The sequence below is a fragment of the Cupriavidus sp. 30B13 genome (genome assembly GCF_049059565.2).
Taxonomy (GTDB): domain Bacteria; phylum Pseudomonadota; class Gammaproteobacteria; order Burkholderiales; family Burkholderiaceae; genus Cupriavidus.
In genome coordinates this window covers 137442-161243 of sequence record NZ_CP188224.1, presented here as the reverse complement: position 1 = coordinate 161243, position 23802 = coordinate 137442, and the positions used below count along the sequence as shown (strand labels likewise).

Here is a 23802-nt window from a genome sequence, read left to right as displayed (position 1 = left end):
ATTGGGCCGCAGCCGCCACGGGGCTTCGGTGCGCTGGCCCACCAACTTCATGCCGCCGCGGCGGCGCTGCAACAGGCGCGCCCCGGGTGTTCAGTAGGCGGCCTTCCCGGTCCAGCCGTGCAGGGCGGTGCGCGCGATGATGTGCAGGTCCAGCCGGAACGACCAGTTGCGGATGTAGAAGATGTCGAACTCGATGCGCCTGCGCATCTTGTCCACCGTATCGGTCTGCCCGCGCAGGCCGTTGATCTGCGCCCAGCCGGTGATGCCGGGCTTGACGCGGTGGCGCAGCATGTAGCGGTCGATCACTTCCTTGTAGATCTCGTTGTGCTCGATGGCGTGCGGGCGCGGGCCCACCACCGACATCTCGCCGCGCAGCACGTTGAGGAACTGCGGCAGCTCGTCCAGGCTGGTGCGGCGCAGGAAGGCGCCCACGCGCGTGACGCGCGCGTCGCCGCGCACGGCCTGGGTCACGCCACGTTCCTGGTGCTGCACCATGGTGCGGAACTTGTAGACATGGAAGGGCTTGCCGTCCATGCCCAGGCGCGCCTGCCGGAACAGCACGGGACCGGGCGAGGACAGCTTGACCAGCGCGGCGATCGCCAGCAGCAGCGGCGAGAACCCCACCAGCGCGGCCAGCGCGAAGGCGCGGTCGAAACTGGCCTTGAGCAAGCCGGTGATGCCCGACTGCGGGGGGCTGTTGAGGTCGATCACCGGCAGGCCGAGGAAGTCGCTGAAGCGATGGCCGAGCAGCTCGACCGACATGATGTCGGGCACCCAGCGGATATCCACCAGGTCGTTGCGGAAATGGGAGACCACGTCGTACAGGTCGCGGCAGGCGGCCATGGGCAGCGTCAGCCAGATTTCGCGCACGCCGTTGTTGCGCACGAAGGCGCAGACCTGCTCGAGCGACTCCAGCCGCGTCACGCCGGCGGGCACCGGCTGCGTGCCTTCGTCGTAGATGCCGGCCACGTTGTAGCCGGCGCCGCGGTTGCTGCCCACGCGCTGGTACATCTCGTGCCCGAGCGAGCCGTAGCCGAGGATCACCACGCGCTTGGCGTTGATGCCGAGCTCGCGCACGCTGCCGAGCATGCCGTAGAGCAGCACGCGCGACGCCAGCAGCATGGCGGCCACGCTCAGCAGCCAGCTCATGGACCACAGCCGGGACAGCGCGGCCGACTGGTGCATCAGGTAAGCGGCGATCAGCCCCAGCATGCAGACCGCGCCCCACGCGGCCAGCGTGCGCAGCGCCAGCGCCATGCGGCTGCGGCCGCGCCAGGAGTTGTAGAGGCCGCAGGCCGGGAATACCAGCAGCGTGCTCACCGAGCACAGCACGGTGACGAAGCTGTGCACCGGAGCGGCGCTACGCAGGCCGTGCGGGAACAACAGCTCGCCCACCGCCACGCCGCACGCGGCGACGATGGCGGCATCGGCAAAGCGGTAGAGGATCTGCAGGGCGGCCTGGCGCTCGCCCACGAAGGCGCGGATCGCGGACATGATTTGTCTCCATCCGGCAGGCCGGACTGATGATACAAATCATGGTTGTGCCGCGCGGGCCTGGAGGTCTGTTTGCTGTCGCACACAGGGGCCGGGGCGGCGCGGCCCCGCGCGATCAGGGCACGGCGTGTGCCTGCGGCACGCAGGCGAGCACCGCGGCGCCCTCGCGCTGGCCGGCCCACTCGCGCCACTGGCCGCGCTGGAACGGCTTGTCGCGCCCGGCCAGGCGCGCGGCCAGGATTTCCAGCCAGTGATGGGTCGGCGCGGCCACGCCGGCGACCGGCACGCCCAGCATCACGGCCATCAGGACCACGGCCGCCAGCGCGGGTGCCGAGCGGCGCGGGCGCGCGCTCCAGGCGATGAAGGAAAGGCTCGCGGCAAAGCCGAGCGCCAGCCCGCTGATGACTTCGGAATCGGAATGCGCCTGCAGCTTCAGGCGGGATACGCCCACCAGCAAGGCCAGCAGGACGCCGCCGCAGGACGCGGCAAGCGCCAGGCGCGGATGGCGCGTGGGCACCACCAGGTAGCACATCACCGGCAACACCGAGGCGGCCATCATGCTGTGCCCGGAAAAGCCCGTGAAGTTCAGCGCCTCGCAGCCGATGCCCCAGCCCATGAAGGCCAGCTTCGATGCCAGCACCAGCCCTGCCGCGGATCCGAACGACAGCAGCCAGCGGCGCGCGCCGGCATAGGCGCCGGCATACAGCAGCCAGACCGCGATCAGCACCGCGCAGGGCAGCAGCAGGGAGGTTTCGCCAAAGCGCGAGATGAAATGCCAGTGCATCGGGATGACCGTGGTGAGGTTTCAGTGTTTCAGCCGTTCAGTACGCGGGAAAAGTATCACAGTTGTGCCTCGGGACCGCGTACTGAGATTCACGCCGCCCGCAGGCTGGTCTCCACCCTACGCCCATCCGGCGGCCCCGCGGCGCGGATATCGCCTTGTCTCAACCCAGCCAGAAGCATGAAACGGCCAGGGTGGCGCGGCCTGCGGTGCCGCGTGCGGCGCACCGCGGCGAAGTGCGCATTGGGCTGGCGGGTTGTGCCGGCGCGCCGCGCCGCGCGCCGGGCACCGGGCGGCAAATGGTGCTTCTGGTCGATACAGTTGCCGCCACGCTTTGTCTATCGTCGGAAGGTGGCCTGCCCGAGCGGAATCGCGCAGGCCACTTAGAGTCCGCATGGTCCCCCGGTCGGCGGACTCTTTTTTTTGCGCGGCACCGGTACCTTGCCTGCGGCCTTCGCCTCGGGAAGAAAAAAGAACAGGCCACGGCGTGCCGTATCTGCCGGCCGGCTCGACCGTGGCCATCAAGTTCCGGCGCAGCTTGCGCTGCGGCCGAACTGCGCGTGTGCGCGTGCCTCTGGCAGGCATGCGCACCGGATCGCTCCGGTCCCCCGAACACGCGCTCGTCGCCCCCCTTCCGTTATTCCGCCATGGCGGCTGCGGTTGCCGCGCGCATCTGCATCGCGCAGGATGCGGCGGCGGCGGTTCAACCTGCCGCCGGCTCGCCCGCCACCACCACGCAGTATTCATGGCGCGCCAGCAGCCCGGCCCGCACGGCCGCCAGTTGCCGGCGCGCTTCCTGCTCGCCGGCGAAGGTGGCCGCGGCGATCGCCGCGGCCTCGCAGGCGTAGCGCCGGCCGTGCAGCTCGCCGCGGTACAGCAGCGGCTCGTCGCGCCCGGTGGTCAGCCTGATCTCGTAGCAGCATGCCCACTTGCCCCGGCCTTCGGGCACGGCGAAGCCGCGCACGACCAGGATGTCCAGCCCGTTTTCCATACGACCCCCTCGGCAACGCGCGCCGGCCGGATCGACATTGGCAGTCCCGGCTTCGTTATCCGCGCGTTTTCAGCATAGGAGGCGGGGCTGGCCGGCGCATCATCCCCTTGCCGTAGACCCACCTGAACCGATGGGGGAAGACAGCGGCATGGCGAATGCCCGGCGCGGGAAGCACTGGCCGCCGGCGCGCACCAGGGCCACGGCAGCGCGCGTCTGCTCTGGCGAGGCCGGCACCGCCAGGCAGCCGCTGGCGCCCAGGTACGCCGCATGGCCGGTGAAGACGGGATCGATCGTCTCGCTCATGACCAGCCAGCGCCGCGGCGCGAGGCGCGTGCTCAGCGCATGGAGCAGCCGGAAGGGATCGGCGTCGGTGCCGCTGCAGTCGAGCAGCGCGAAATCGATGGGGCCGCGCGGCAGGTCCGCGGGCGCGGCCTCGAGGAGCCATTCGGGTGTCTGCGACAGGACCGGGGCGATCGCCGAGAGTTCGCGAAGCTGACGCAGCACCCCCCGGCGCAGCATCATGTTGTGGGCAAGCAGGAGCGTTGTCATCGGGCGAGGTGACAGCGGGTTGGGAGAATCCGCGCGCCGGGCAGCACTAGCCGCGCGAAGGAACTTCACTTGGGAATCAGGGTAGCAAGTGCGGCGGTATGCCGCCTCGTGCATTCGGATGAGGCCGCGTACTGCAGAGGATGGAGGCGCCAGGGCAATCGGCCGTCCGGCGCCGCTGCGGGCGCCGGGCGGGACAGGTCATCACGCGGCCTGGGAAATGCTGACCAGTTCCACCGGCGGCTGGCCGGCGCCACGGGCCGGCGCGGCCGGTGCCGGACCTGGCCAGCTCAGCTTGGCCCCGCGCTGGAGCGCGACGTAGACCGCCTCGCCCTTGTTGCGCACCTGCAGCCGCTGGTAGAGGGTGCAGGCATGGGTCTTGGCCGTCGCCACGGAGATATTGAGCAGCCGGCTCACGGTCTTGATGGGGTAGCCGCGCGCCAGCAGTGCCAGCACTTCGTACTGCCGCTCGGTGATGTTGAGCAGGTGCGAGCCGGCCGACGGCGTCTCGGGATCGGATGCGACCGGGCCGCCGTGCTGGGCCGGGCGTGCCGGTTGCCCGGGGTCGCCCTCCGGCGATGCGGCGCCGCCCACCCGGTGCAGGCCGTGCGCAGCCGGTGCCGCCTGCGCGGCGGGCCGGGCAATCGCTTGCTCTGCGGCGCGCGCCGCCTGGGCCCGCGCGGGGAAGCATTCGCCGTCCGCCAGTACGAGCCGGATGGCCGCGTCGAGCATGTCCGCGCTGCAAGCCTTGGACAACAGGCCGCGCACATTGCCGGGCAGTTCGCCGGCGGTGGGCGGCGCGTTGACGTCATCCGCCAGCACCAGCACGCGGCACGGCATCAGCGACCGGCAAGCGTGCTCCATGTCCTGCCAGCGCGTGGCGGGATCGGGCGACAAGCCGTAGATCATCAGGTCGGCGTGGCAAAGCCACTCGGCAGGATAGGGCAGGGAACCGGGGTCGATGTCGACCAGATCGCCATGCAGGCCCGCTTGTGTCAGCAAATGGCGCAGACCCAGGCGCAGGAGTGGATGAGGCTCGATCAAGAGGATGGTGGCCATGGCCGCTCTCTTTCTTGTTGCTGCATGGCGAGCCCCGCGACAACCCGCGCATGCTGTCGGAAACGCCCCACTATGCTGTGGATGCGCTTCCCTACGATCCGGCTCGGCTCCCGGCTGCCGCTGCGTACCCGTCCTGGTTTCGCTGCGTGCCTGACATCCCTTGGTGCCGTCGATGGATCGCCCCGTTTGCGTTGTTTTTTACGCTTTCGTTGCTTCTTCGATGCTTCTTAAATCAGAGTTAAAAAATTCTAACTCTGGTCAGAGCATATGCACTGCAACACGCGATTGCAAGTGAGGGTTACACCCGGAGCCGGGTGTTCATGAAAGACAACAGCGCGAAGCGGGCAGCCGTGAATCCGGTGGCAAGCCGGCTGGCGTTGCTGGTTTCGGGATAATCGGAGGTATAATTATCGGCATTAGATTTCACTATGCATTTCTGCCCGGATGCATCTGGTGAGTGTTCAAGTGCCTTATGAATCAATACCTTAGCCCCAAATCGGGGCTCACGCCATGCAGCCCGCCAAAGCGCCCAGCCTGACACTTACGCGCAGCGAGTTCGCTGCGGTCCGTGCCTATGTCCAGGGCATGCCGGCCGCCATGGTAGCGGATCGGTATCTTTCCGACGACGGCGACGACGACCCCGGCGGTGAGTCGGCGCTGCGCGTGCTCCTCGGCCTGCGCGACCGGATGGTCCAGCTGGCGCACCTCCACAGCCGTCCCGACCTGGCCGAATTGCTGGAGATGGGCCCCGGACGCTCCAACCGCGGCATGGACCGCCGGGTGGAAGCGCTGGCCGAACTGGAGCGCCTGGGCACGGCGCGGCCGCGCGCCGATCATGGCATCGAACTGTGGTTTTCCCCGGCACTGGCGCGGCGCCTGCGCGCGCAGAAGATATCGAATCTACATATTCTGGTGGAGCTTGCCAACCGGCACGGCAATGCGTGGTGGCGCTCGGTGCCACGCATCGGTGCGCTGGCGGGGGGAGCCATCAACCGCTGGCTGGCGGAGCACAGGGATATCGTCAGGGACGAGCACGGCGCGCCGATGCTGCGCGATCACGTGGGAGCCCGGGGGCAACTCGCCGCGGCGGTGCTGGCGCCGGGCCTGCGCCAGCTGGTGCCGTTCGAACTCATGCGGGATCCTGCGCCGAATGCCGCCGAGGGCTTGGAAAATATCTCAAGAGTCACTTTTAGCGGTGATCTTGTGGCCGTGCGGGCATGGCTGGCGGCAAGTGAAACACAGCAAAGCACCTGGCTGGCCTATCGAAAAGAAGCTGAGCGTCTTCTGCTGTGGGCCGCGACCGAACGCCGCAAACCGCTGGCGGCGCTGGATGCCCAGGACCGCCAGGATTACCTCGCCTTCCTGCGCAGGCCGGCGCCCGAGCGCCTCTGGGTGGGCCCGCGCGCGCCGCGGGATTCAGTGGCGTGGCGGCCGTTTACAGGCCCGCTTTCTGAGAGCAGCGTCTTGCATGCGGCGCGCATCCTTGGTGCATTGTTCGAATGGCTGCTGCTCCACGGCCATGTGGAGTCTCATGTCTGGCAGCCGGAGACGCAGGCGCAAATGCGTACCCGGCGCGCGGCCCGGCCGCAGCCGGGCACGCAACTGGAGGCGGACTCGCTGGCCCGCTTCCTTGGCTGGCTGTCGGCGCAAGGCCGCGCCGAGGACGGCTTGCGTTATCGCGCCGCCGAAGCGGCCGTGCGTGTGCTGCAGGCATTTCCGATCGGCTTTGCCGACCTGGCGGAATTCAGGCGCGACCAGATCGGAATGCCGGCATGCTCCATGGAAAATTTCTCGGAAGATGATCTGGATGAAGCGGCGCGCGCTGCCTTGATCAGGCACTGGCGGGACCGGGGACTCGACTGGGACAGCCAGGCCGGCCGGCCGGTGGTCCTGGTCGGCCCGCCGCGCTTGCCGCCCACCGGGCGGGCGCGGCGCAAGGCGGATAGTTCGCCTGGCGCGGGGTACTCGGTCCGGGGTCTGCACGCGCTGCTCAGCCAGGCAATCGAGCGCTATCGGTCGGAGGAAGACGCAGAATTTGCCGCGCGCTCGCCGCGGGATCTGGCCGGAAGGAGAACACGGATGCGACCAACTGCGTCGGGCTCGCCGCCTGCCGGGGGCAGCGCTGGGGCCGGTGCCATTTAATCCCGGAAGGTGCAAGGGGAGGAAGCCGGAATATCCCCGGCCTCCCCTTCCGGTGGATCAGCCGGTTTTCTTGTCCAGGCCAAAACGCGCCTTGAGCGTCTCGACAAGGGCTTCGCGCGCGGCGCGGTCCCCGACCTGCACATCGAGCATCACGCGTCCGGAATCCCACTCCTTGATCGTGCCCAGCAATTGCCCGCTATCGCTGCGGATCTTGTACTGGCGGCTGATTTCCTTGACCTTGCGCGACTTGCCATCCTGGGCCTGCTTGCGGATGGCCTCGACCTCGCGACTGGACAGTCCCTCGGTCATGATGCGCGTGGCGAGATCCCGGGTACGCTCCTCGCCGACGATCTTGCAGTAGAGCGTCAGCTCATATCCGGTCGCGATGCCGATCGCGGCCGGCCGCTCGCGCATGACGCCCAGCACCGATTCCGGCAAGCGCAGCAGCGCCAGCGTCTTGTTGACGGTGCCGGCGGACATGCCGGTCAGTTCACAGATATCTTCCTCTTTCTGGACCTTACCTTCATCCAGCAGTTGCCGCCAGGCTATGGCGTTGTCCAGCGCCGACTGGTCGGATCGCTGCTCGTTGAGCAAGAAGGAAAGGCGGTAGAAGTCGAGATCGCTGACATCGCTCTCGATGAAGCATTCCATCTCCAGCTTGCCGGCCGAGGCCAGGGCGCGCTTGCGATAGTGCCCGTCGATCAGGATGTAATGGCCCGGGCGCGCCAGGTCTGGCGTGGCCAGGCCTGGCGTCTTCTGCCCGTGCGTGGCGATGGAGGCGGCGCGTTCCTGCACCACGACCGGATCATAGATGCGGCGGGCATTGAACGGGTTGTCGTGGAGTTGCGCGAGCGGCACCTTCATCAGGACGCGTCCGCCCTCCTGCGCCGGCTCACTTTCAGCGCTGAAAATCGCACTGGGCTCGCGCGTGCGCGCCTGCAGCAGTCCGTTCGGATGTTGGGAAATTGCGGCCTCGGCGCGTGCGAAGCGGTCGAGCGAGTCGCCCCTCGTCTTCTCGGCGGCCATGCCTGCCAGCATGCCTGCCTTGAGGCTCTTCAGTTTTGTCGCCATACCTATTGCTCAATCAAAGACAATACTTCGTCAACCATCAGGTCGACTTCCTGCACCGACTCGCGCGCGCCGGCTACACCATGCACGGTACAACCAATTGCCTGGCATTCGCGGAACGCCGAGCGCGATCCGATCATCGCATTCATCAGCGGAACATCCGCATCGTCGCCGAGAATCTCGATGGCCTGCCGCGCGATCGAAACACGTCGTTGCACCATGTTCGCCATCACGCGGATCCGCAGCGTTTCATTTTGTACCTGGGCATGCTGGGCCAGCGTCTTGGCTGCCACTGCCGCCCACAGGTCGGGCGGGGACGGCACGACAGGAATGATTGCCAGGTCGGAAATCAGCAAGGCGCTCGAAGGCGCCGCGGAATGCACGGCGGGCGGGCAGTCCACCACGATGTAGTCGTAATCCTGGACAAACTTGCGCACTTCCCTGTGCATGGCGCCGCCGGAGGGTGCGAGGCCGATGACCGATGCCGGAAAAGGGCGTTCATCACTGGCTTGTGCCGCCCAGCGGGTTGCAGTGCCTTGCTCGTCCATGTCCACGAGCATGGCGCGGGCACCGCGCAAACCGAGCGTGCCAGCGAGATGCATGCTGACCGTGGTCTTGCCACACCCGCCCTTTTGGTTGAAGACCGTGATGATTTTAGCTGGCACTTGCGACCTCTCTTTCAGCGCTGAAAGCGCACGATTATCTCTAGGCGCAACTGTAGACAAAGTGACGTGCGGGCTCAACTGTTTTTTTATTTTATATTTTAAATGTAAAATTAGCTAAAACATTCCGCGTTATGGAAATGAAAGATTTCCGCTTGAAATGCGGCATGGAATCCGCCTACAGTAGGCATAGTGCGTCTTTCGCCGCACATGACACAACTAGACAAACTGGTTATGATGCCCGCTACAGTCGAGTCAAGTCGTGTCAACCTCGTCGGCATCCGTTCGGTAACTACGAGAACTTAGCGTGCTTGAGCGGTTGTTAGCGTTGTTTGCGTTGTGTACAAGAACTTGCTTCGAAAGGAAATTCACATGGCAACCGGTACGGTCAAATGGTTCAATGAGACCAAGGGCTTTGGCTTCATTACCCCGGACGACGGCGGTGCGGATCTGTTTGCGCACTTCTCTGAAATCCAGGGTTCGGGCTTCAAGACGCTCAAGGATGGTCAGCGCGTTACGTTTGAAGTGAAGCAAGGTCCGAAGGGCTTGCAGGCGTCTGCCATCAAGCCTGCCTGATCTCACGAATCAGCCGAAATCGCGGGCCGCACCGGGACCATCATCCTGGTACGGCCAGCAAGACAAAGGGCAAGCGTTTCGCGCTTGCCCTTTGTCCTTTCCGGGGCCCGGTGTGCCACTGGCGATGCCATTGCCGCGCCGTTGAGACTGGTAGCCCTACGGCGACGCTTCACCGTGAAGGTCCGAAGTGTCAGAAAACAAAAACCCGCCGGCCAATGGCGGCGGGTCGGCGATTCGCTTGCCGCCGCTCAGGCCAGCTTGCGAACGCTGGTGCGCGAGGGTTGCAGAATCAGGGCTTTGGACGAGTCGGCGTCGACCTTCGCGCCGGGGTATACCACCAGCACGTCCTTGAGCGCCTTGCGGAACAGCGCGCGGAACTTGCGCTCGCTTTCTGTTTCCGTACCGAACTGCATCTGCAACGCTTCCCACGGAATTTCCGTGCGGCGTTGGATGGTGAAGAAACGATAGGTCAGCCAGGAGTAAACATCGAGCGCGAATGGCGATTGCTTCAATGCCTTCAATGCCCGCATGTCCACAGGCACCGGCCGGTTGACCAGCTCGTTGAAGAATGGCTCGGACAGCACCACGAAACTCTCGAACATCGACCCTTGCCCCGGCTGCATGGGATCCCACCAGGTCGACAACTGGTCCGCCAGCAGGTAACCGACCCGGTCAATCGAGAGCGGCTCGTGATTCGGGTTCTGGTTCTGAGCTGGTGTGGACTTGTTCTGGACGATCGCGATGGTGGCGGAGAACAGCCGGATCATCTGCTGGCGCACCAGCGTCATGGTTCCGCGCTTGCCACCCGTGGCCATCGGGATGCCCAGGTTGTACATGAATTCCGACAGCGAATTGCCGAGCGAGATGCGCCGGTCTTCGACCGTGCCCGTAAACTCGCCGCGCTTTTTCTTGGCCATGATCTCCTTGCCAATCCAGGCAAGCATCAGGCGCGGGTAGGAACCGTAGGGATAACCGAGCGAAACCGTTTCGGACACCAGTTTCTGGCGTCCGTTGCTCGCTTTCTCGGATCTTTGCTGGGTGAAATAGCCCGGCTGGATCATCAGCGAAATATTCCCGCTGGTCCGCGTCCAGACAGGAGGCGCGCCCTTCGGTGCACGATATGGCAGCGTCACCTGCACGCTCGCCCGGCTCAGGAAGCCGACCTCGCCGCTCTGCCAGGCATCTTCCCGTTCCATGGCCTGGGCTTCGTCGAACAGGCGCTGGAATTTTTCGGACGGTACCAGACTGTTCTCGTTGCCGGGAACGATGATGCGGGATGGTTCATGGTCCATGTCGGCCGGGCCATGAGATCCCAGGATGGTCTGGGTGCGTTTGATGGGCATATTGGCGTGCTTCGGAATACACGACTTTTTACGCGAAGCAAACCGCCTTGTCACGCAGAAACAGGTACGGTAGGCGAATTTCCTGTCAGCCCGCTTGTTTTGGGGCAGGAGGGTCTCTCGACTGGTCGCGGGCTGGAAAGCGGTGGGCAACCCGGTAGGGTTGTCCACGGATGTCCGGCCCTGAGCTACCAGTAAACGATAAGCGTATGGGTTAACTACTCGTAAACCGTATACGTAGCGCTCAAGCCGTTGATCCGCAAACGGAAAAACACCCCTGGCGAACCCGATTCTGCGTGGAACCGTACTCGATTCTGCGAAGTGCTGTACCTGATTCTGCGGTATACCGAACCCGTTTCAGCGCAAAGCCCGAACCGCTTTCTGCGGGGATAACTCTCTGTTACCACAGGCTTTTCCACAGGTGGAAGCGCCAAAAGCGTACCTGTTTCTGCGTTCGATGTGCCGTTTACGCCCCGCGGCAAAGTAAACCAGCCTCGCTGTGAGAGTTATCCCCGCAGAAACGGGTTCGGAGTCCGCCTTGCCGCGTCGCCATCCTGGTGCAGCGTACCCATTTCTGCGTAGTCCGGGCATGCTTTGTTCCATTTGCGTACCCAATTCTGCGGGCACGTCGAGAAGGCTCCACGTCGAATTCGTGTTTGCCGCCGGCGCGTACCCGTTTCTGCGGCGTACCCAAATCTGCGTGAGCGGCCATTCGCGCCGCACGTGGAGCAAAGCGTACCCAATTCTGCGGCCGCTCCGCTCGTCAGTCTGCGAGCTTGCGTACCCATTTCTGCGTGCGCCTTCTTGTCAGTCTGGCGACCAAGAATTTTCCACTGCTATTATACACAAGCCTTATACAAAAAGCGAGCGCTTGCACTCAATATTTCTCAAGCTGCAAAAGGGTATACGTCAGGTATACGTGCCCGTACCCGTTTCTGCGATGCGCGCGGTGAGTGCATGGAAATTCTGTTGGGGAAAATTCAGGGAGGAGCGTTAGCGCCGTACCCATTTCTGCGAGTCAGTGCTGCATCAAAGTGGGCACGGAGCGTACCTATTTCTGCGGGGTGCCGCCGCTTTGGTTGCCACGACAATGAAAGAGATGAGCGAGAGCCGTGGAAACGGCGGCCATGGCCAGGGTGGCGGCAACCTAGAGGCCGAAATCAGCCTTCCAGTTGGCGTGTGGCGTACCCGTTTCTGCGTGAGCCGGGATGGCCTGGATGGGCCCGAATTGTCGTCGCGTACCCGTTTCTGCGTTGCATCAATACGTCAGCAGCTGGGCCTGGAGCTGACCGAACTGCCATGGTGTGGTCTCTCCCCTCCGTCCTCGCACGCCGCTAGGCCAAAAAGCGTACCCGTTTCTGCGGAATCCCCGGGCATCGGACGCGTGTGAACGCGGCTAGCGGAAGTCAGAGCGACGTCCCCCGTACCTGTTTCTGCGTATGGTGCAGTTGAAAAGATTTCCCTGGCCGAGGGCAACGACCGGTTCGGTTCGGGCAAACCGTACCTGTTTCTGCGGGCTTCGAGCTGGCTCTCCGGGAAGGCGACAGGGGGTCGGGCAAGCCCAGGCCGTACCCGTTTCTGCGGACCATGCGCGGAGTCCTCTTCTGCGCACGGGGAGAGAAGGCCGGCGAATCCAGATGGCTTCCCGGGAGGCGCGAGGAGCGGTCGGGCGGCAAGGCCAGGCAGCAGAAAGCCGGACCGCATGCGTCCTCGCAGGGCAAAAAAAACCCCGCCTCGGAAGGCGGGGTTTCTTGACTGGTCTGCACTCCAGGCGGAGTGCCAGTCTACTGCTTACAGCGGCGTGATGTTCGCAGCTTGCAGACCCTTCGGGCCGTTCTTGACTTCGAACGACACGCGTTGGTTTTCCTGCAGCGACTTGAAACCGTCGGCACGGATTTCAGAGAAGTGTGCGAAGAGATCGTCACCGCCTGCGTCCGGCTTGATGAAACCGAAGCCCTTGGCGTCGTTGAACCATTTAACGATACCGGTTTGCATGGTATTGCTTTTCCTGACAAAAATTTAAAAAGAAACGGATAGCTCACGCATATCCAGCAAAGCAACTCAAGGAAAGGACACCATGGACAACGGAAGTACCATGACGGTGGCTAACGAATGTGCTGTTGCCTCGTCGCTTGAATCTAGCGGCGTTTATACGGTGGATTAGCGCCAGCGTCAAGGTAGGGAGATTCTGGATGTCTGCCCGGATTCACCGCGGCGGCGCGTCCGGTCGCCACATATTTTGTATGCCAGATATTCCGGAGCACCACCGCCAAGAGCAAGAATCGGTAACAGAATACCGTCGGTCCGGCGCCGCTCGCGGGCCGGCAGCATAGCCCACAATCGGCCTGAAACCCGAGCACACCACACAATAAGACGACAGGAGCCTCCATGCCGACACAGGAACCCTTTGGCAACCGTTCCACGGCCTCCGCCAGCCCGTCGCTCGTCGAGCGGCTGTTCAAGCTGAGCGAGCACCAGACCGACGTCCGCACCGAGCTGCTGGCCGGGCTGACCACCTTCCTGACGATGGCTTACATCATCTTCGTCAATCCAAGCATCCTGGGCGACGCGGGCATGCCCAAGGATGCGGTGTTCGTGGCCACCTGCGTGGCGGCCGCGATCGGCACCCTCATCATGGGTCTCTACGCCAACTACCCGATCGCCATGGCACCGGGCATGGGGCTGAATGCCTATTTCGCGTACACCGTGGTCAAGGGCATGGGCTTTCCGTGGCAGGCCGCGCTCGGTGCCGTGTTCATCTCGGGCTGCCTGTTTCTGCTGGTGACCTTGTTCCGCGTGCGGGAGTTGATCGTCAACGGCATCCCGCATTCGATCCGTGTCGCCATCACCGCGGGCATCGGCCTCTTCCTTGCCATCGTGGCACTGAAGAACGCGGGTATCGTGGTGGCCAGCCCGGCCACGCTCGTCACCATCGGCGACCTGCACCAGATTCCCGCCGTCCTTGCCATCGTGGGTTTCTTCGTCATCGTCGCGCTCGATCACCTCAAGGTCAAAGGCGCGATCCTGATCGGCATCCTGCTGACCACCGTCCTCAGCTTCGTGGTTGGCGACAACACCTTCCACGGCGTGTTTTCCGCGCCGCCCTCCGTTGCCCCCACACTGCTCAAGCTGGATATCTCCGCCGCGCTTTCCATCGGCATCGTCAACGTGGTGCTGGTGTTCTTCCTGGTGGAGCTGTTCGACGCGACCGGCACTCTGATGGGGGTGGCCAATCGCGCCGGCCTGCTCAAGGCGGGCAAGATGGATCGCCTGAACAAGGCGCTGATGGCAGACAGCACGGCCATCATGGCCGGCTCGCTCCTCGGCACGTCGTCCACCACGGCCTATATCGAGAGCGCTTCGGGCGTTCAGGCGGGCGGGCGCACGGGCCTGACGGCGGTGACCGTGGCGGTGCTCTTCCTCGCGTGCCTGTTCATCGCGCCATTGGCCGGCACGGTGCCAGGCTATGCCACGGCCCCGGCCTTGCTGTATGTCTCCTGCCTCATGCTGCGCGAGCTGGTCGACCTGGACTGGACCGACGCGACCGAGGTCGTCCCCGCGGTGCTGACGGCCCTGGGCATGCCGTTCACCTACTCGGTGGCCAACGGCGTGGCATTCGGCTTCATCACCTATGCCGGACTCAAGCTGTTGACCGGCCGCGCCAGAACCGTGCCGATCATGGTGTGGATCATTGCCGCGGTGTTCGTCTTCAAGTTCTACTATCTGCCCGGCCACTGAACTTCCCGGTCCGGCGCGGCCCCCATGCGGCGCCTGACGGGCGGGCCGCGCGCCTGCGCGTACCCGTTTCTGCGGGGCGCCGCGGCCCATTCCGCGATCTTCCGGGTGTCGCCCCCGTACCCGTTTCTGCGTGCCTGAATCGCCATCGGCGTGCGCACCGCGCAACGGAAACCGTACCTGTTTCTGCGTGAAATGTAAGTGCCTAATTACCTCGAGAGCCAGTCTGTGTGCGGAAACGTGCTCATACTAAAGGATGATATTGGACTGAGCCCCCATACTGAGGGCTGGACAAACCGTCGCAAATGCACTGAACTAGAGTCGTGGCAAACAGCGGGGCGCTTCGAGGGCGCCCCTTCTTGACTCCGGCGTTCCGGAGCGGCGCCGGCTGGCGCAATGCGGTACCTGAGATAACGACGGAAAGAAAAGTCCGGCGCCCGCAGAACGGCCAAGGACTGACCGAGCAGACCATTGTCCAGATGGCTTCGCCACCACGAAAAGGGAGCACGCGGATACACGCATGCCCCGCAAGAAAGCAACTAAAACAAGATGAAAGATAAGTGGTAATCGCGAACGTGTAGTGCCGGGGGTGTTGTTCAACGGGGATCACATCATGAATGCAGGAGAAATCCGGCGACCCGCTATGGGGCCCATCAGCGAGTCAGCCAGCCTTTCCATTCATCGCGCCTGGGCAGCTCTCGGAGAAGCTGCTGCCGAAACGCCACGCCGACACCGCATCACCGAGCGCACCGACCCGGCCACCAGCGCCGTCGAGGATTTCCTGAGCCAGGACTGCATGCTGCCGGCGCCTGCGCGTGCCGCCATCGAACAATTGCTGCAGCGCCAGCGCTCACTCGAGGGCGAACTGTCGCGCCAGCGCTCGCTGCTCCAGGAATGGATCCTCAGCCAGCTTACCTACAAGACCCTCTACTACCGTTACTCCGGCCAGTCTCCCGACGCGCCGCGCAGCGAACTGCTGCGCGAGAAAGACCAGGTGCGCCGGCGCATCCGCGACCAGCTCCTGGCCGGCGGCGAGCACGACGCCATTCTCGGAGAGCAGTCCCGCAGTCTGTCCAGGCCGTAATGCCGACGTTGCGCATGGGGGAAGTCCCCCAACCGACTCCGCTTGACCGCACGCAAGGCCCGCATCGCAGCGCGGCCGCGGTAGAAGCCCGAGTAGTCAAGATGCTCAACGGCAGGGAGAACGCTATGGACCGACTGTGCAAGGTGGCGACACGCACCGCACAGGTGCTGGTCGTGTCGCGCCATGAACCCTTTGGATTCGATCCGGCCCAGTTCGGCTCTGGCTGGGAGATCCGCCATATCCAGCAGATCCGCGACCTGAGCCGCGTGGTGAGAGGCAGCGCGCCGATGGCCGGCGTGCTCGATCTCGAAAGCGAATACAGCGATGCCGAGCTGGCGCAGCTCGAGCAAAGCCTGCAATACCTGCACGTGATGTGGGTGGCGATCACGTCTTCGCGCATGCTCGAGGACGAGCGCGTGCGCCGCCTGATCCGCGATTACTGCGTGGACTACGTGCGCACGCCGTTCTCGTTCAGCGAACTGCTCTACACCCTCAAGCATGCGCACGGCATGGCCTGCCTGCACGGCGCGCGCAGCCACGAGCTGATCGGGCACGGCCCGATGATCGGGGAGTGCGCGGCCATGCGCGCCATGTTCCGCTCGCTCGCGAAGGTGGCGCACAACGAGGCGCCGGTCTTCATCTCCGGCGAATCGGGCACCGGCAAGGAGCTGGCGGCGCAGGCCGTGCACGAGGCGTCCAGCCGGCGCAAGGGACCGTTCGTGGCCATCAATTGCGGCGCGATCCCGCCGCACCTGGTGCAGTCCGAGCTGTTCGGCTACGAGAAAGGCGCGTTCACGGGCGCCAACCAGCGCAAGATCGGCTGGATCGAGCAGGCGCAGGGTGGCACCCTGTTCCTCGACGAAATCGGCGATCTGCCACTGGAAAGCCAGGTCGCGCTGCTGCGCTTCCTGCAGCAAGGCACCATCACCCGCCTCGGCGGCCACCAGTCGATCCCGCTGGACCTGCGCATCATCTCGGCCACGCACGTGGACCTGGTGGCGGCGCAATCGGATGGCCGCTTCCGTGCCGACCTGTTCCACCGGCTGTGCGTGCTGACCTTGTCGATCCCGCCCCTGCGCGAGCGCGGCGAGGACATCCTGCTGCTGGCCAACGCGGTGCTCGCCGAGCACGGGCACGAGGCGCACCGGCGCATCCGTGGCTTCTCGCCGTGTTCCACGCAGGCGATGATGCAATACGAATGGCCGGGCAACGTGCGCGAGCTGATCAACCGGGTGCGGCGCGCCATCGTGATGACGGACAACCGCAAGATCACCGCGGAAGACCTGCAGCTGCACGGCGGCACCGACACCCCGCGCAAGACGCTGGACGCCATCCGCGAGGAAGCCGAGCGCGAGGCGATCCGCACCGTGATGGCAAGCCATGGCTTTCACGTGGTGCCCGCCGCGCGCGAGCTCAACGTGTCGCGGGTCACGCTCTACCGGCTGATGCACAAGCACAACATCCGCATCGAGGCACGCCCCGGCGCGGGCGAATAGCAGGCGGATCGCCGGGGCAGACAGCGGCAGGCGCGCGGCGCGCCAACGAAAAAAGCGGGTCCAGGCCCAATGCCAGTCAGTTAGCCCGCTGACTGGCATTTTTTGTTGGGAACTTGCTGCGAGAGCGCTTAACCTCGCGCGGGAATGAGCGCCCGGTGCGGCGAGGCGGGAGCACGAAGTAGCGGGCTTGCTCCAGCAGCCGCTGCAAGAGTTCAGGCAAGGCACCAGCGCGCGCCAGATGGACCGTGTTGATCGCCCCCGTGATGGCGTGGCGCGCCGTGTGGAAGCTGATGCGGCTCGGCTCGACACCCGCGTGCTGGGCCATCAGGCGCATCCATCGGCGCAGCAGTGTGTAGGCAATCAGCACGCCCCAGACTTCCTGCTTGACCAACTCGGGCTGTTTGCTGCGCAACACGGCTCGACCTTGTTGCAGTGATTGCTTGATTTCCCGAAACCCCAACTCGACCTCCCAGCGCTGGCGGTACAACTGCGCCAGTGGCACGGCGGCAAACCGCTCAGAATCCAGCATCGAGGTGATGAAGCGCCTGATCTTGCCACCAACGCTCACCTCGATCAGCCGGGCCTGCCAATGGCTGGGCAGTTCTGGATGCATCTTCCTGGCGCGTGGCGACACGGGCATGCGGATCAGCCAATCACCCTGGCCCAATACCTGCACCACCTCGTGGCGCAGATTGTCCTTGGCGCGCATGAGCCAGTGGCGCTGCTCGCCCACTTGCTGCCAGCGCAGCAGGAACGCGGCGCTGAAGTAGGCACGGTCGAACAAGGTGATCGAGTGATCCAGGCCGCGCAGATCGGCCGCCAACGTCAGCTCGCCACAGCCGTAGCCCCCCAATTGGGCATCGAGCAGTTCATGGCTGTCGGTGTCCAGCAGGCATACGGCGCGCACCATGGGCCAGGGCTGGGGGCCATATTGCGTCTGGCCGCTGCCCAACTCCTGGCGGTTGTCCTTGCTGTCCGGGGCTGACCAGACCACGCCATCGGCCGCCAGCACGCGCAACTTTCCCGCGTGCACCGCATGGGCGCGGCCCCAGGCGTTGGCGAGCAGGGCAAACAAGTGCGCCATGGGCTGCGCCCCCAACCGCTGGCGAACCTGCACGCTGGCGCTGGGCGCGGGCAGTTCCTTGCTGTCCAGCGTCAGCGCCATCTCCTGCACCACTTGCCACAGCGGCATGTGACGAAACAGCGCCAGACCGATTACCAGCCACACGGCGTGTTCGGCGGGCAGCTTGCGTCGGCGTATCGATGCCTTGCCCGTGGCTTCAAGCGCTTGTTCTATCCAGGCCGGATCCAGCAGCGCGCTCAACTCGGCTATCCCGTTGGCAGGCAGTGCTTCCAACGTCTCGTTCAGGGTGGTCTGCAGCAGGTTCAAAGCAAAAAAGGGAGCGTGGTCAACACGCTCCCTTTTTACTCCAAGTCACATTCGCTCTGGCTTAACTAACTGGCATTGGGGTCCAGGCCCGCTTTTTCATGCGTGCTCAGAACGTATAGGGAAAGCGCAGCGATACCGTGTAGTTCGGCGCGTCCGGCGTCAGGCCGATGCCGAACGCGGTGCTGACCGACAGTCCCTTGGTGATGACGTGGTTGAAGCCGAACGTCATGGTAGCCACGTTGGCGCGGCTGCCCACCACCGTCTGCCTCACGCCCGCGGTAGTGACCTGCGTGCTGCCCGACAGCGCCGCGTTGAAGGCCAGCGACATCGAGGTGCGGTCGTTGAGCGCGAGCGCCAGGCCGCCGCCGAAGCCGATGGTGTCGCCCAGCTTCACGTCGGCCGGCATGACCTCGCCCTGCACCGACGAGATATCGCTTACCGAGCGCGGGATGTTGTAGGTATAGCTGGCATTGGCGAACAGCACCACCGGGTCGTAGGTCTTGAGCACCGACAGGCCCGCCGTGACCGCCCACACGCCGTTGCCGGTCGGCAACTGGGCGGCGACGTTGAGATTGTCGTTGTTCGGGTCGGCCGACACCAGCTTGATGCCGAACGGCGTGCGCCCGGTAGGCGCGCGCACGCGCACGCTGCCCACCACGTCCGGCACGGCGCCGCTCTCGCGCAGGAACTGGTAATACACGCCCATGCTGATGTCGCCCAGCGCCGTGGTGCTGAGCGTGGCATCGGATAAGCTTGACGCGGACCCGCCCGCCCCGCCCGAAATGAAGTTGGTATTGCGGTATGTCACCGGCAGGTCGAAGTCCATCGACAGGCGGTCGGTCAGGCCATAGCGGAAGATGGTGTCGTACGTGAGCGTGTGCGACTTGGTCTGGTTCAGGTTGATGGTGCCGAGGAAGATCGCATCGAGCGCCAGAAAGCCCGACAGCGACAACGCGCGCCGGTCGTAGTAGCTGTAGACGAAACCGCTGTCGATGGTCAGGCGCCGCTCGAACAAGGGCGCATGCTCGGTCTGATAGACCAGGTCCTTGCTTTGCACGCGCGCCTGCTGCTGCGTCTCGCGCGCGTCGGCACCCACCACCGGGGTGCCCGCGTCATTGCCCGCGCGGCTGCCGCCGGCTGGCGCGGCCGGTTCCGCGTCCTGTGCCAGGGAGGGAACGCCGGCAGCGGCCATGCCACCGCCGGCGTTCCCGTTGGCACTGCTCCCCGTTCCCCCCGTTCCCCCCGTTACCCCCCGGCCGCGCGCCCCGGCCATTTCCAGCTCGTTCAGGCGCCGCTCGAGAGCCTTGATGGTCTGTTCCTGTTTCTCGACCAGTTCTGCCAGCCGTTCAATCCGCTCGTCCGCTCCGGGCTGCGGGGCACCGGCCTGCCCGCACACGCCCGTGGAGAGCAGGGTGCCCGCCAGGGTACCCAGCACAGCGAATTCGGTCTTCATCTTTCCCCCCGGAAATCTGAATACGCGTGAAGCGGGCGCGCCACCCCGCATGCAGCGATTATCGTCGCATCGATGCGATCGCCGCTAGCGCGTCACGCATGCTCGTTTGCGTCAGTTGCCGGCTCGTCGGTTGCTGTACTTGCAGCGTGATGTTGGTGAGGTTGAGCACCTGTTGTGCGTCGCCGGTGATGCGCGCGGTCTGCATCAGGCCGCCGCCCTGCGCGTTCTGCAGCGCGCTGCCGGCGGCCGACTGGATCGCCACCGAGACGCCGCCGCCGGGTGTGACCGCCGCGGTGGCGGTCATGCCGTTGGCCTGCGCGTACTGCGGCGCGGTGCCGTTGCCGCCAACTGCGGGCACCGCGATGGGCGCGGTCTGCGTGGTGATGGCACTGACGTTGCTGACCGAGTTGCCGTCGCCGGCGATCTGCGTCACCTGTCCCACGCCCGCTGCCTGCACGGCCGAGCTGGCCACGCCGCCGTTGCCCTGCACCGTGCCGCCGCCCAGGCTCTGCACCCGCGCCGACAGGCTCGCACTTGCCTGCGCCACGGCGGCGCCCGCCGCCAGGTTGGCCGCCGCCACGCGCGCGGTGGCCGTGGCGACCGCGCTGTCGTTCTGCCAGCGCGACACCATCTCCACCATGAAGCCGCTGACCAGGCTTGCCCCCAGGTATTTGCCGCGCACGCCCGCCAGTTCGTCGTCCGGCACCAGCTCGGCCATCGTCCGCGCACCGACGATGTCGGTGAGGTCGTCGTCGGCGGTGGCTGCCCGCGCCGGCGCCGCGGCAGCCATCGCCACGCCGGCGGCGCAGCTCAGGCAGAACAGGCGCAGTGCCGTGCCCATGTCAGAAATAGTCCATCCGGATCAGGCCGAAATCCAGCGCCGCCGGCACCATGCCCCCGGCCAGCGCGGCGTTGGTCCGGTCGCGCAAGGCCGGCGCCGTAAAGTCCAGCAGCGGCGAATTCGGATCGAACGGACGGCCCACGATGGCGAACACCAGCCCGTTCCAGTTGGCGGCGAAATCCTCCTCCTTGATGATGCGGTTGCCGAGCGCCGGGTCCGCCACGAACACACGCCCGTCGATGGCCCTGCGCACCACCACGAAGTGCAGGTAGCCGTTGACGTCGAGCAGCGTGATGACCGGGATCTTGAGCTGGCGCAGCGCGCCGTAGTCCACGCGGAAGCCGCGTCCGCGCAGCCCCAGCGTCTCCACGTAGTTGCGCATGTCGAGCATGGAGAAGCCGTTCTTGAGGACGGTGTCGGCATCCGAGATGCGCAGCATGTCCTCCACGATCTTCGGCTCGGCCAGGTCGAAGCCGTAACCGTAGCGTAACAGCGTGCCCACCGCCGCCGCGCCGCAACTGAAGTCGAGCTGCTGGCGCATCATGTTCTGGTAGCGCATCTCCAGCATGCTCCTGACCGGCTTCCTGAGCATGGCCTGGCCATCGAGGTTGATGGTCATCGTGCCCTGCCCGCTGGCGCTGCAGGCAGCCGCCAGCAGCAGGCATGCCCCGGTCACGCGAAATAGCGCGCGCATCTTGTTTTCCTCCCTCGGACGGGATGAGCCGGTACCCCCCGGTGCCAGGCTCTCCTGCCGCGTCTTGCTCTGTCCCGCAGTGCCGCGCTGGCGCGCTCAGTGCGCCGCCGTGGAGATGGCGAGGCCGTTGCTCTGCGCGTTGCCGGCGCCGGCGGAAATGTTCACGCCGATATTGCCCACCGCATTGGCCAGCGCGCCGCCGCTCAGCGATGCGGCGTTGCTCGGCCGGCAGCCGCACATCGACAGGTCATTGCCGTAGGTGGACTGGTCGTTGGAGGCGGTCGCCCTGGCCAGCACGCCGACCGGCTGGCCGCCGCGGCTGGTGGTGCCGCTGCCGGTATTGACCGAAGCCGCCAGCGCATTGCTCTGCAGGTTGCCGGCCCCGGCGGCGATGTTCACGCCGACATTGCCCTTGGCGCCGGCAAGCATGCTGTCGCCCATGGTGGCGCTGTTCGCCGCGCCGGCCATGCGCACGCCGTTGCCGCCGGTCTTCTGGCTGGAGAAGACCTGCGCGGAGGCGAACACGTCGGAGGCGTCGATGCTCGCCAGCGCGGCCTGGTTGGATTGCCCGTTGCCGGCGCCGGCGGAGATGTTCGCGCCGATATTGCCCTGCGCGTTGGCCAGCGCGTTGCCGCCGCCGAAGGCGGCATTGCTCGACGGGCCGATGCGCACATTGTTGTCGCGCGCGCTCTGCTGGCTGTTGACCACCGCGCCCGACTCGGACTTGAAGCGGATGTCCCCCCAGGCGAAGCCGAAGCCGCGCACGTAGATGTCGTTGCTGATGGCGGTCTGGTTGAAGATGTCGGCGTCGTCGGGACGATCGAAATAGCTGAAGCCGCCGGCGAACGTGCTGAGGGAAATACTGGCGGAAAGCGCGGCCATCGCTACGATGGCGAGGATTCTCGTTTTCATGATCTTCTCCTTCCCTTGCTAGAAAAAAGTGCCCGCCGGGGGACGGAGCACAAAAACGTTGGACGAGACATTGCCCGATCCCGCGGTCTGGTTCAGTTGCACCAGGCCGCTTGCGTTGCGGTAGGCATCCGGCTGGACGACTGCCGCGCGCGGTCCCGGTGCGCGGCCCGCCGGACCCGGGCGGCTCCCGCCGGCCGATTCGGCCGCCAGCAGGCCGTCCGGGATCGCCTCGATCCTCACCGACGCGGACGGCGCCAGCACCGCCGCATTGCTCTGCAGATTGCCGTTGCCGCTGGCCACGTTGGCCGAGAGCAGCCCGCTGCCGTTGGCAAAGGCGCCGCTGCCGACCTGGCTGGTGGCGCCGGCCGCCGGCGCGGCGGCCGCGGCGCGCTGCTGCAAGTGCACCGCGGCGGCATCGGTGGAGAGCGCGGCCTGGTTGCTCTGCGCATTGCCGGCGCCGGCGGCCACGTTGACGGCAGCACGCCCGGCCACGCCGGCCAGGGCGCCCGGGTCGATACGGGCGTTGTCCACGCCCGCCACCTGCGCGCGCGCGGGCATGCCGCCCAGCGCCAGCGCCAGCGCGGCGCAGGCGATGGCGTGCGCCGGCGTCATGGCCGGGCCCCTGCGGCCAGCGGCGCCAGACCGCGCAGCAAGGCAGCGCTCATGTTGCCGGTAGCCTGCGCCACCTGCCCGGCGATGCCGCCCGCGACTGCGGCGGTGGCGCCGCCTGCGGCCAGCCCTTCGACCTGGGCTGGCAGGCCGGCAAGCCGTCCCGGCGCGGCCTGGCTGGCGCCGGGCATGGCGCTGCCCGCCGGGCTGCGGCCCACCGCCGCAGCGAGATCGCTGTCGGTCAGGTCGCTCACCACGGCGGCGGCGGATTGCTGGAAGCGCCGGGACGGAAACGGCTCGACCGCGGCGGCTATCGGCAGGTCCCCCGGCGGAACGCCGCGATAGGCAATGCGCGGCTCGACGCTGCGCAGAACGACGATGTCGCCCGCGCCGGCAATCGCGCAGAGGGGAGCAAGGGCGGCGACAAAAGCTGCAACACCGACGGCGCAGGCCGCGCCAGCCGATGCGAGCGCCTTCGTGCCGTCATACGCGCAGGCGGCTGACGCATGGCAGAACTCACTCCCGCGTTGTTGGACTCGTCGCGTCATTTTTTTATGTCTCCCTGCCCAGCACAGAGCGACAAGCATGCCAATTCCCGCAAAGCCAGCACCGGTGCCGGTTTGCGGGTGGCCGGAGGGCGCGCCGCGAAGTGCCCCACGAATGGGGGGACATTTCGGTTGCAGCGCTGAAACACGCCGTCGGCGGCGTGGCTGGCGGCCCGCGGGCGCCGATCGGCCGCACGGCGTTGCCGGATCAGGGGCCGGGCCGCGTCATCCGCGGCAAGCGCGGCGGCCCGGTGTTGGTTGCAGGGGTGTGACAGGCCGCGCGCAGGCTTGCCGGCCTTGCCGCGGCCCGTGGCATTCACGCAGAAACGGGTACGCCGGGTGCTCGCGGACGGCGCGGGAAGGGTCCGGCCAGCGTGCAAGACG

The 23802-nt window shown here is 65.8% G+C and carries 21 protein-coding genes; 5 read left to right on the top strand and 16 right to left on the bottom strand.

What is annotated here, in order from left to right; all coding sequences use genetic code 11:
* Positions 1–90 precede the first annotated feature (90 nt).
* The 5 genes from ACKI2N_RS20100 to ACKI2N_RS20080 all read right to left on the bottom strand — a co-directional run bounded on the left by ACKI2N_RS20100 (position 91) and on the right by ACKI2N_RS20080 (position 4871).
* Positions 91–1494, bottom strand: a complete 1404-nt coding sequence (locus ACKI2N_RS20100; protein ID WP_420997530.1) for an undecaprenyl-phosphate glucose phosphotransferase — start codon at positions 1492–1494, stop codon at positions 91–93.
* A gap of 115 nt (positions 1495–1609) precedes the next feature.
* Positions 1610–2278 carry a phosphatase PAP2 family protein gene (locus tag ACKI2N_RS20095; protein WP_420997531.1) on the bottom strand — a complete coding sequence of 223 codons (669 nt, stop codon included), beginning with the start codon at positions 2276–2278 and terminating at the stop codon, positions 1610–1612.
* Between the two features lie 700 nt (positions 2279–2978).
* Positions 2979–3266, bottom strand: coding sequence for a hypothetical protein (locus ACKI2N_RS20090; protein ID WP_420997532.1), 288 nt, complete (start codon positions 3264–3266; stop codon positions 2979–2981).
* A gap of 99 nt (positions 3267–3365) precedes the next feature.
* A complete protein-coding gene (locus tag ACKI2N_RS20085; protein ID WP_420997533.1) occupies positions 3366–3815 on the bottom strand; it encodes a DNA-binding response regulator in 450 nt (149 codons plus the stop codon).
* A gap of 201 nt (positions 3816–4016) precedes the next feature.
* Positions 4017–4871: a response regulator transcription factor gene (locus ACKI2N_RS20080; protein ID WP_420997534.1), complete on the bottom strand. Its 855-nt coding sequence runs from the start codon at positions 4869–4871 to the stop codon at positions 4017–4019.
* 510 nt (positions 4872–5381) lie between these two features.
* Here ACKI2N_RS20080 and ACKI2N_RS20075 point away from each other — a divergent pair.
* Positions 5382–7013 (top strand): phage integrase family protein, encoded by a 1632-nt coding sequence (locus ACKI2N_RS20075; RefSeq protein WP_420997535.1) that lies wholly within the window; start codon positions 5382–5384, stop codon positions 7011–7013.
* A 57-nt stretch (positions 7014–7070) separates the two neighbouring features.
* Here ACKI2N_RS20075 and ACKI2N_RS20070 read toward each other — a convergent pair whose 3' ends face one another.
* Positions 7071–8084, bottom strand: a complete 1014-nt coding sequence (locus ACKI2N_RS20070) for a ParB/RepB/Spo0J family partition protein (RefSeq protein ID WP_420997536.1) — start codon at positions 8082–8084, stop codon at positions 7071–7073.
* Positions 8085–8086: 2 nt separating this feature from the next.
* Entirely contained in the window at positions 8087–8746 is a 660-nt protein-coding gene (locus ACKI2N_RS20065; RefSeq protein ID WP_020204770.1) for a ParA family protein, read from the bottom strand.
* Between the two features lie 369 nt (positions 8747–9115).
* Between ACKI2N_RS20065 and ACKI2N_RS20060 the strand changes: the two genes are divergently transcribed.
* Positions 9116–9319: a cold-shock protein gene (locus ACKI2N_RS20060; RefSeq protein WP_006159056.1), complete on the top strand. Its 204-nt coding sequence runs from the start codon at positions 9116–9118 to the stop codon at positions 9317–9319.
* 248 nt (positions 9320–9567) lie between these two features.
* Here the strand turns inward: ACKI2N_RS20060 and ACKI2N_RS20055 are convergent, their stop codons facing one another.
* Both ACKI2N_RS20055 and ACKI2N_RS20050 read right to left on the bottom strand, forming a co-directional pair.
* Positions 9568–10611, bottom strand: a complete 1044-nt coding sequence (locus ACKI2N_RS20055; protein WP_420997543.1) for a replication protein RepA — start codon at positions 10609–10611, stop codon at positions 9568–9570.
* A gap of 1839 nt (positions 10612–12450) precedes the next feature.
* On the bottom strand, positions 12451–12654 hold the full coding sequence (locus ACKI2N_RS20050) for a cold-shock protein (protein ID WP_017228340.1): 204 nt from the start codon (positions 12652–12654) through the stop codon (positions 12451–12453).
* A 393-nt stretch (positions 12655–13047) separates the two neighbouring features.
* Between ACKI2N_RS20050 and ACKI2N_RS20045 the strand changes: the two genes are divergently transcribed.
* The 3 genes from ACKI2N_RS20045 to ACKI2N_RS20035 all read left to right on the top strand — a co-directional run bounded on the left by ACKI2N_RS20045 (position 13048) and on the right by ACKI2N_RS20035 (position 16974).
* On the top strand, positions 13048–14397 hold the full coding sequence (locus ACKI2N_RS20045; RefSeq protein WP_420997537.1) for an NCS2 family permease: 1350 nt from the start codon (positions 13048–13050) through the stop codon (positions 14395–14397).
* A gap of 640 nt (positions 14398–15037) precedes the next feature.
* Entirely contained in the window at positions 15038–15478 is a 441-nt protein-coding gene (locus ACKI2N_RS20040; RefSeq protein ID WP_420997538.1) for a hypothetical protein, read from the top strand.
* 125 nt (positions 15479–15603) lie between these two features.
* Complete coding sequence (locus ACKI2N_RS20035) at positions 15604–16974, top strand: sigma 54-interacting transcriptional regulator (RefSeq protein WP_420997539.1); 1371 nt, start codon at positions 15604–15606, stop codon at positions 16972–16974.
* Between the two features lie 76 nt (positions 16975–17050).
* Here the strand turns inward: ACKI2N_RS20035 and ACKI2N_RS20030 are convergent, their stop codons facing one another.
* The 7 genes from ACKI2N_RS20030 to ACKI2N_RS20000 form a co-directional block, all read right to left on the bottom strand.
* On the bottom strand, positions 17051–18364 hold the full coding sequence (locus ACKI2N_RS20030; RefSeq protein WP_426989789.1) for an IS4 family transposase: 1314 nt from the start codon (positions 18362–18364) through the stop codon (positions 17051–17053).
* A gap of 106 nt (positions 18365–18470) precedes the next feature.
* Positions 18471–19817, bottom strand: coding sequence for a transporter (locus tag ACKI2N_RS20025; protein WP_420998210.1), 1347 nt, complete (start codon positions 19815–19817; stop codon positions 18471–18473).
* A 58-nt stretch (positions 19818–19875) separates the two neighbouring features.
* A complete protein-coding gene (locus ACKI2N_RS20020) occupies positions 19876–20658 on the bottom strand; it encodes a hypothetical protein (RefSeq protein WP_420998209.1) in 783 nt (260 codons plus the stop codon).
* A 1-nt stretch (position 20659) separates the two neighbouring features.
* Positions 20660–21352, bottom strand: coding sequence for a C39 family peptidase (locus tag ACKI2N_RS20015; protein WP_420998208.1), 693 nt, complete (start codon positions 21350–21352; stop codon positions 20660–20662).
* Positions 21353–21448: 96 nt separating this feature from the next.
* Positions 21449–22264 (bottom strand): hypothetical protein, encoded by an 816-nt coding sequence (locus ACKI2N_RS20010; protein WP_420998207.1) that lies wholly within the window; start codon positions 22262–22264, stop codon positions 21449–21451.
* An 18-nt stretch (positions 22265–22282) separates the two neighbouring features.
* Positions 22283–22876: a hypothetical protein gene (locus ACKI2N_RS20005; protein WP_420998206.1), complete on the bottom strand. Its 594-nt coding sequence runs from the start codon at positions 22874–22876 to the stop codon at positions 22283–22285.
* Positions 22873–23421: a hypothetical protein gene (locus ACKI2N_RS20000; RefSeq protein WP_420998205.1), complete on the bottom strand. Its 549-nt coding sequence runs from the start codon at positions 23419–23421 to the stop codon at positions 22873–22875. The genes ACKI2N_RS20005 and ACKI2N_RS20000 overlap by 4 nt, the downstream gene beginning before the upstream one ends.
* Positions 23422–23802 lie beyond the last annotated feature (381 nt).

Bases quoted from the DNA above. Each gene is read 5' to 3' on its own strand.
- ACKI2N_RS20020 (WP_420998209.1), bottom strand. From the start codon at position 20,658: ATGGGCACGGCACTGCGCCTGTTCTGCCTGAGCTGCGCCGCCGGCGTG.
- ACKI2N_RS20045 (WP_420997537.1), top strand. From the start codon at position 13,048: ATGCCGACACAGGAACCCTTTGGCAACCGTTCCACGGCCTCCGCCAGC.
- ACKI2N_RS20055 (WP_420997543.1), bottom strand. From the start codon at position 10,611: ATGGACCATGAACCATCCCGCATCATCGTTCCCGGCAACGAGAACAGT.
- ACKI2N_RS20025 (WP_420998210.1), bottom strand. From the start codon at position 19,817: ATGAAGACCGAATTCGCTGTGCTGGGTACCCTGGCGGGCACCCTGCTC.
- ACKI2N_RS20040 (WP_420997538.1), top strand. From the start codon at position 15,038: ATGGGGCCCATCAGCGAGTCAGCCAGCCTTTCCATTCATCGCGCCTGG.
- ACKI2N_RS20080 (WP_420997534.1), bottom strand. From the start codon at position 4,871: ATGGCCACCATCCTCTTGATCGAGCCTCATCCACTCCTGCGCCTGGGT.
- ACKI2N_RS20015 (WP_420998208.1), bottom strand. From the start codon at position 21,352: ATGCGCGCGCTATTTCGCGTGACCGGGGCATGCCTGCTGCTGGCGGCT.
- ACKI2N_RS20035 (WP_420997539.1), top strand. From the start codon at position 15,604: ATGGACCGACTGTGCAAGGTGGCGACACGCACCGCACAGGTGCTGGTC.
- ACKI2N_RS20085 (WP_420997533.1), bottom strand. From the start codon at position 3,815: ATGACAACGCTCCTGCTTGCCCACAACATGATGCTGCGCCGGGGGGTG.
- ACKI2N_RS20005 (WP_420998206.1), bottom strand. From the start codon at position 22,876: ATGACGCCGGCGCACGCCATCGCCTGCGCCGCGCTGGCGCTGGCGCTG.
- ACKI2N_RS20070 (WP_420997536.1), bottom strand. From the start codon at position 8,084: ATGGCGACAAAACTGAAGAGCCTCAAGGCAGGCATGCTGGCAGGCATG.
- ACKI2N_RS20090 (WP_420997532.1), bottom strand. From the start codon at position 3,266: ATGGAAAACGGGCTGGACATCCTGGTCGTGCGCGGCTTCGCCGTGCCC.
- ACKI2N_RS20075 (WP_420997535.1), top strand. From the start codon at position 5,382: ATGCAGCCCGCCAAAGCGCCCAGCCTGACACTTACGCGCAGCGAGTTC.
- ACKI2N_RS20100 (WP_420997530.1), bottom strand. From the start codon at position 1,494: ATGTCCGCGATCCGCGCCTTCGTGGGCGAGCGCCAGGCCGCCCTGCAG.
- ACKI2N_RS20000 (WP_420998205.1), bottom strand. From the start codon at position 23,421: ATGACGCGACGAGTCCAACAACGCGGGAGTGAGTTCTGCCATGCGTCA.
- ACKI2N_RS20050 (WP_017228340.1), bottom strand. From the start codon at position 12,654: ATGCAAACCGGTATCGTTAAATGGTTCAACGACGCCAAGGGCTTCGGT.
- ACKI2N_RS20010 (WP_420998207.1), bottom strand. From the start codon at position 22,264: ATGAAAACGAGAATCCTCGCCATCGTAGCGATGGCCGCGCTTTCCGCC.
- ACKI2N_RS20060 (WP_006159056.1), top strand. From the start codon at position 9,116: ATGGCAACCGGTACGGTCAAATGGTTCAATGAGACCAAGGGCTTTGGC.
- ACKI2N_RS20095 (WP_420997531.1), bottom strand. From the start codon at position 2,278: ATGCACTGGCATTTCATCTCGCGCTTTGGCGAAACCTCCCTGCTGCTG.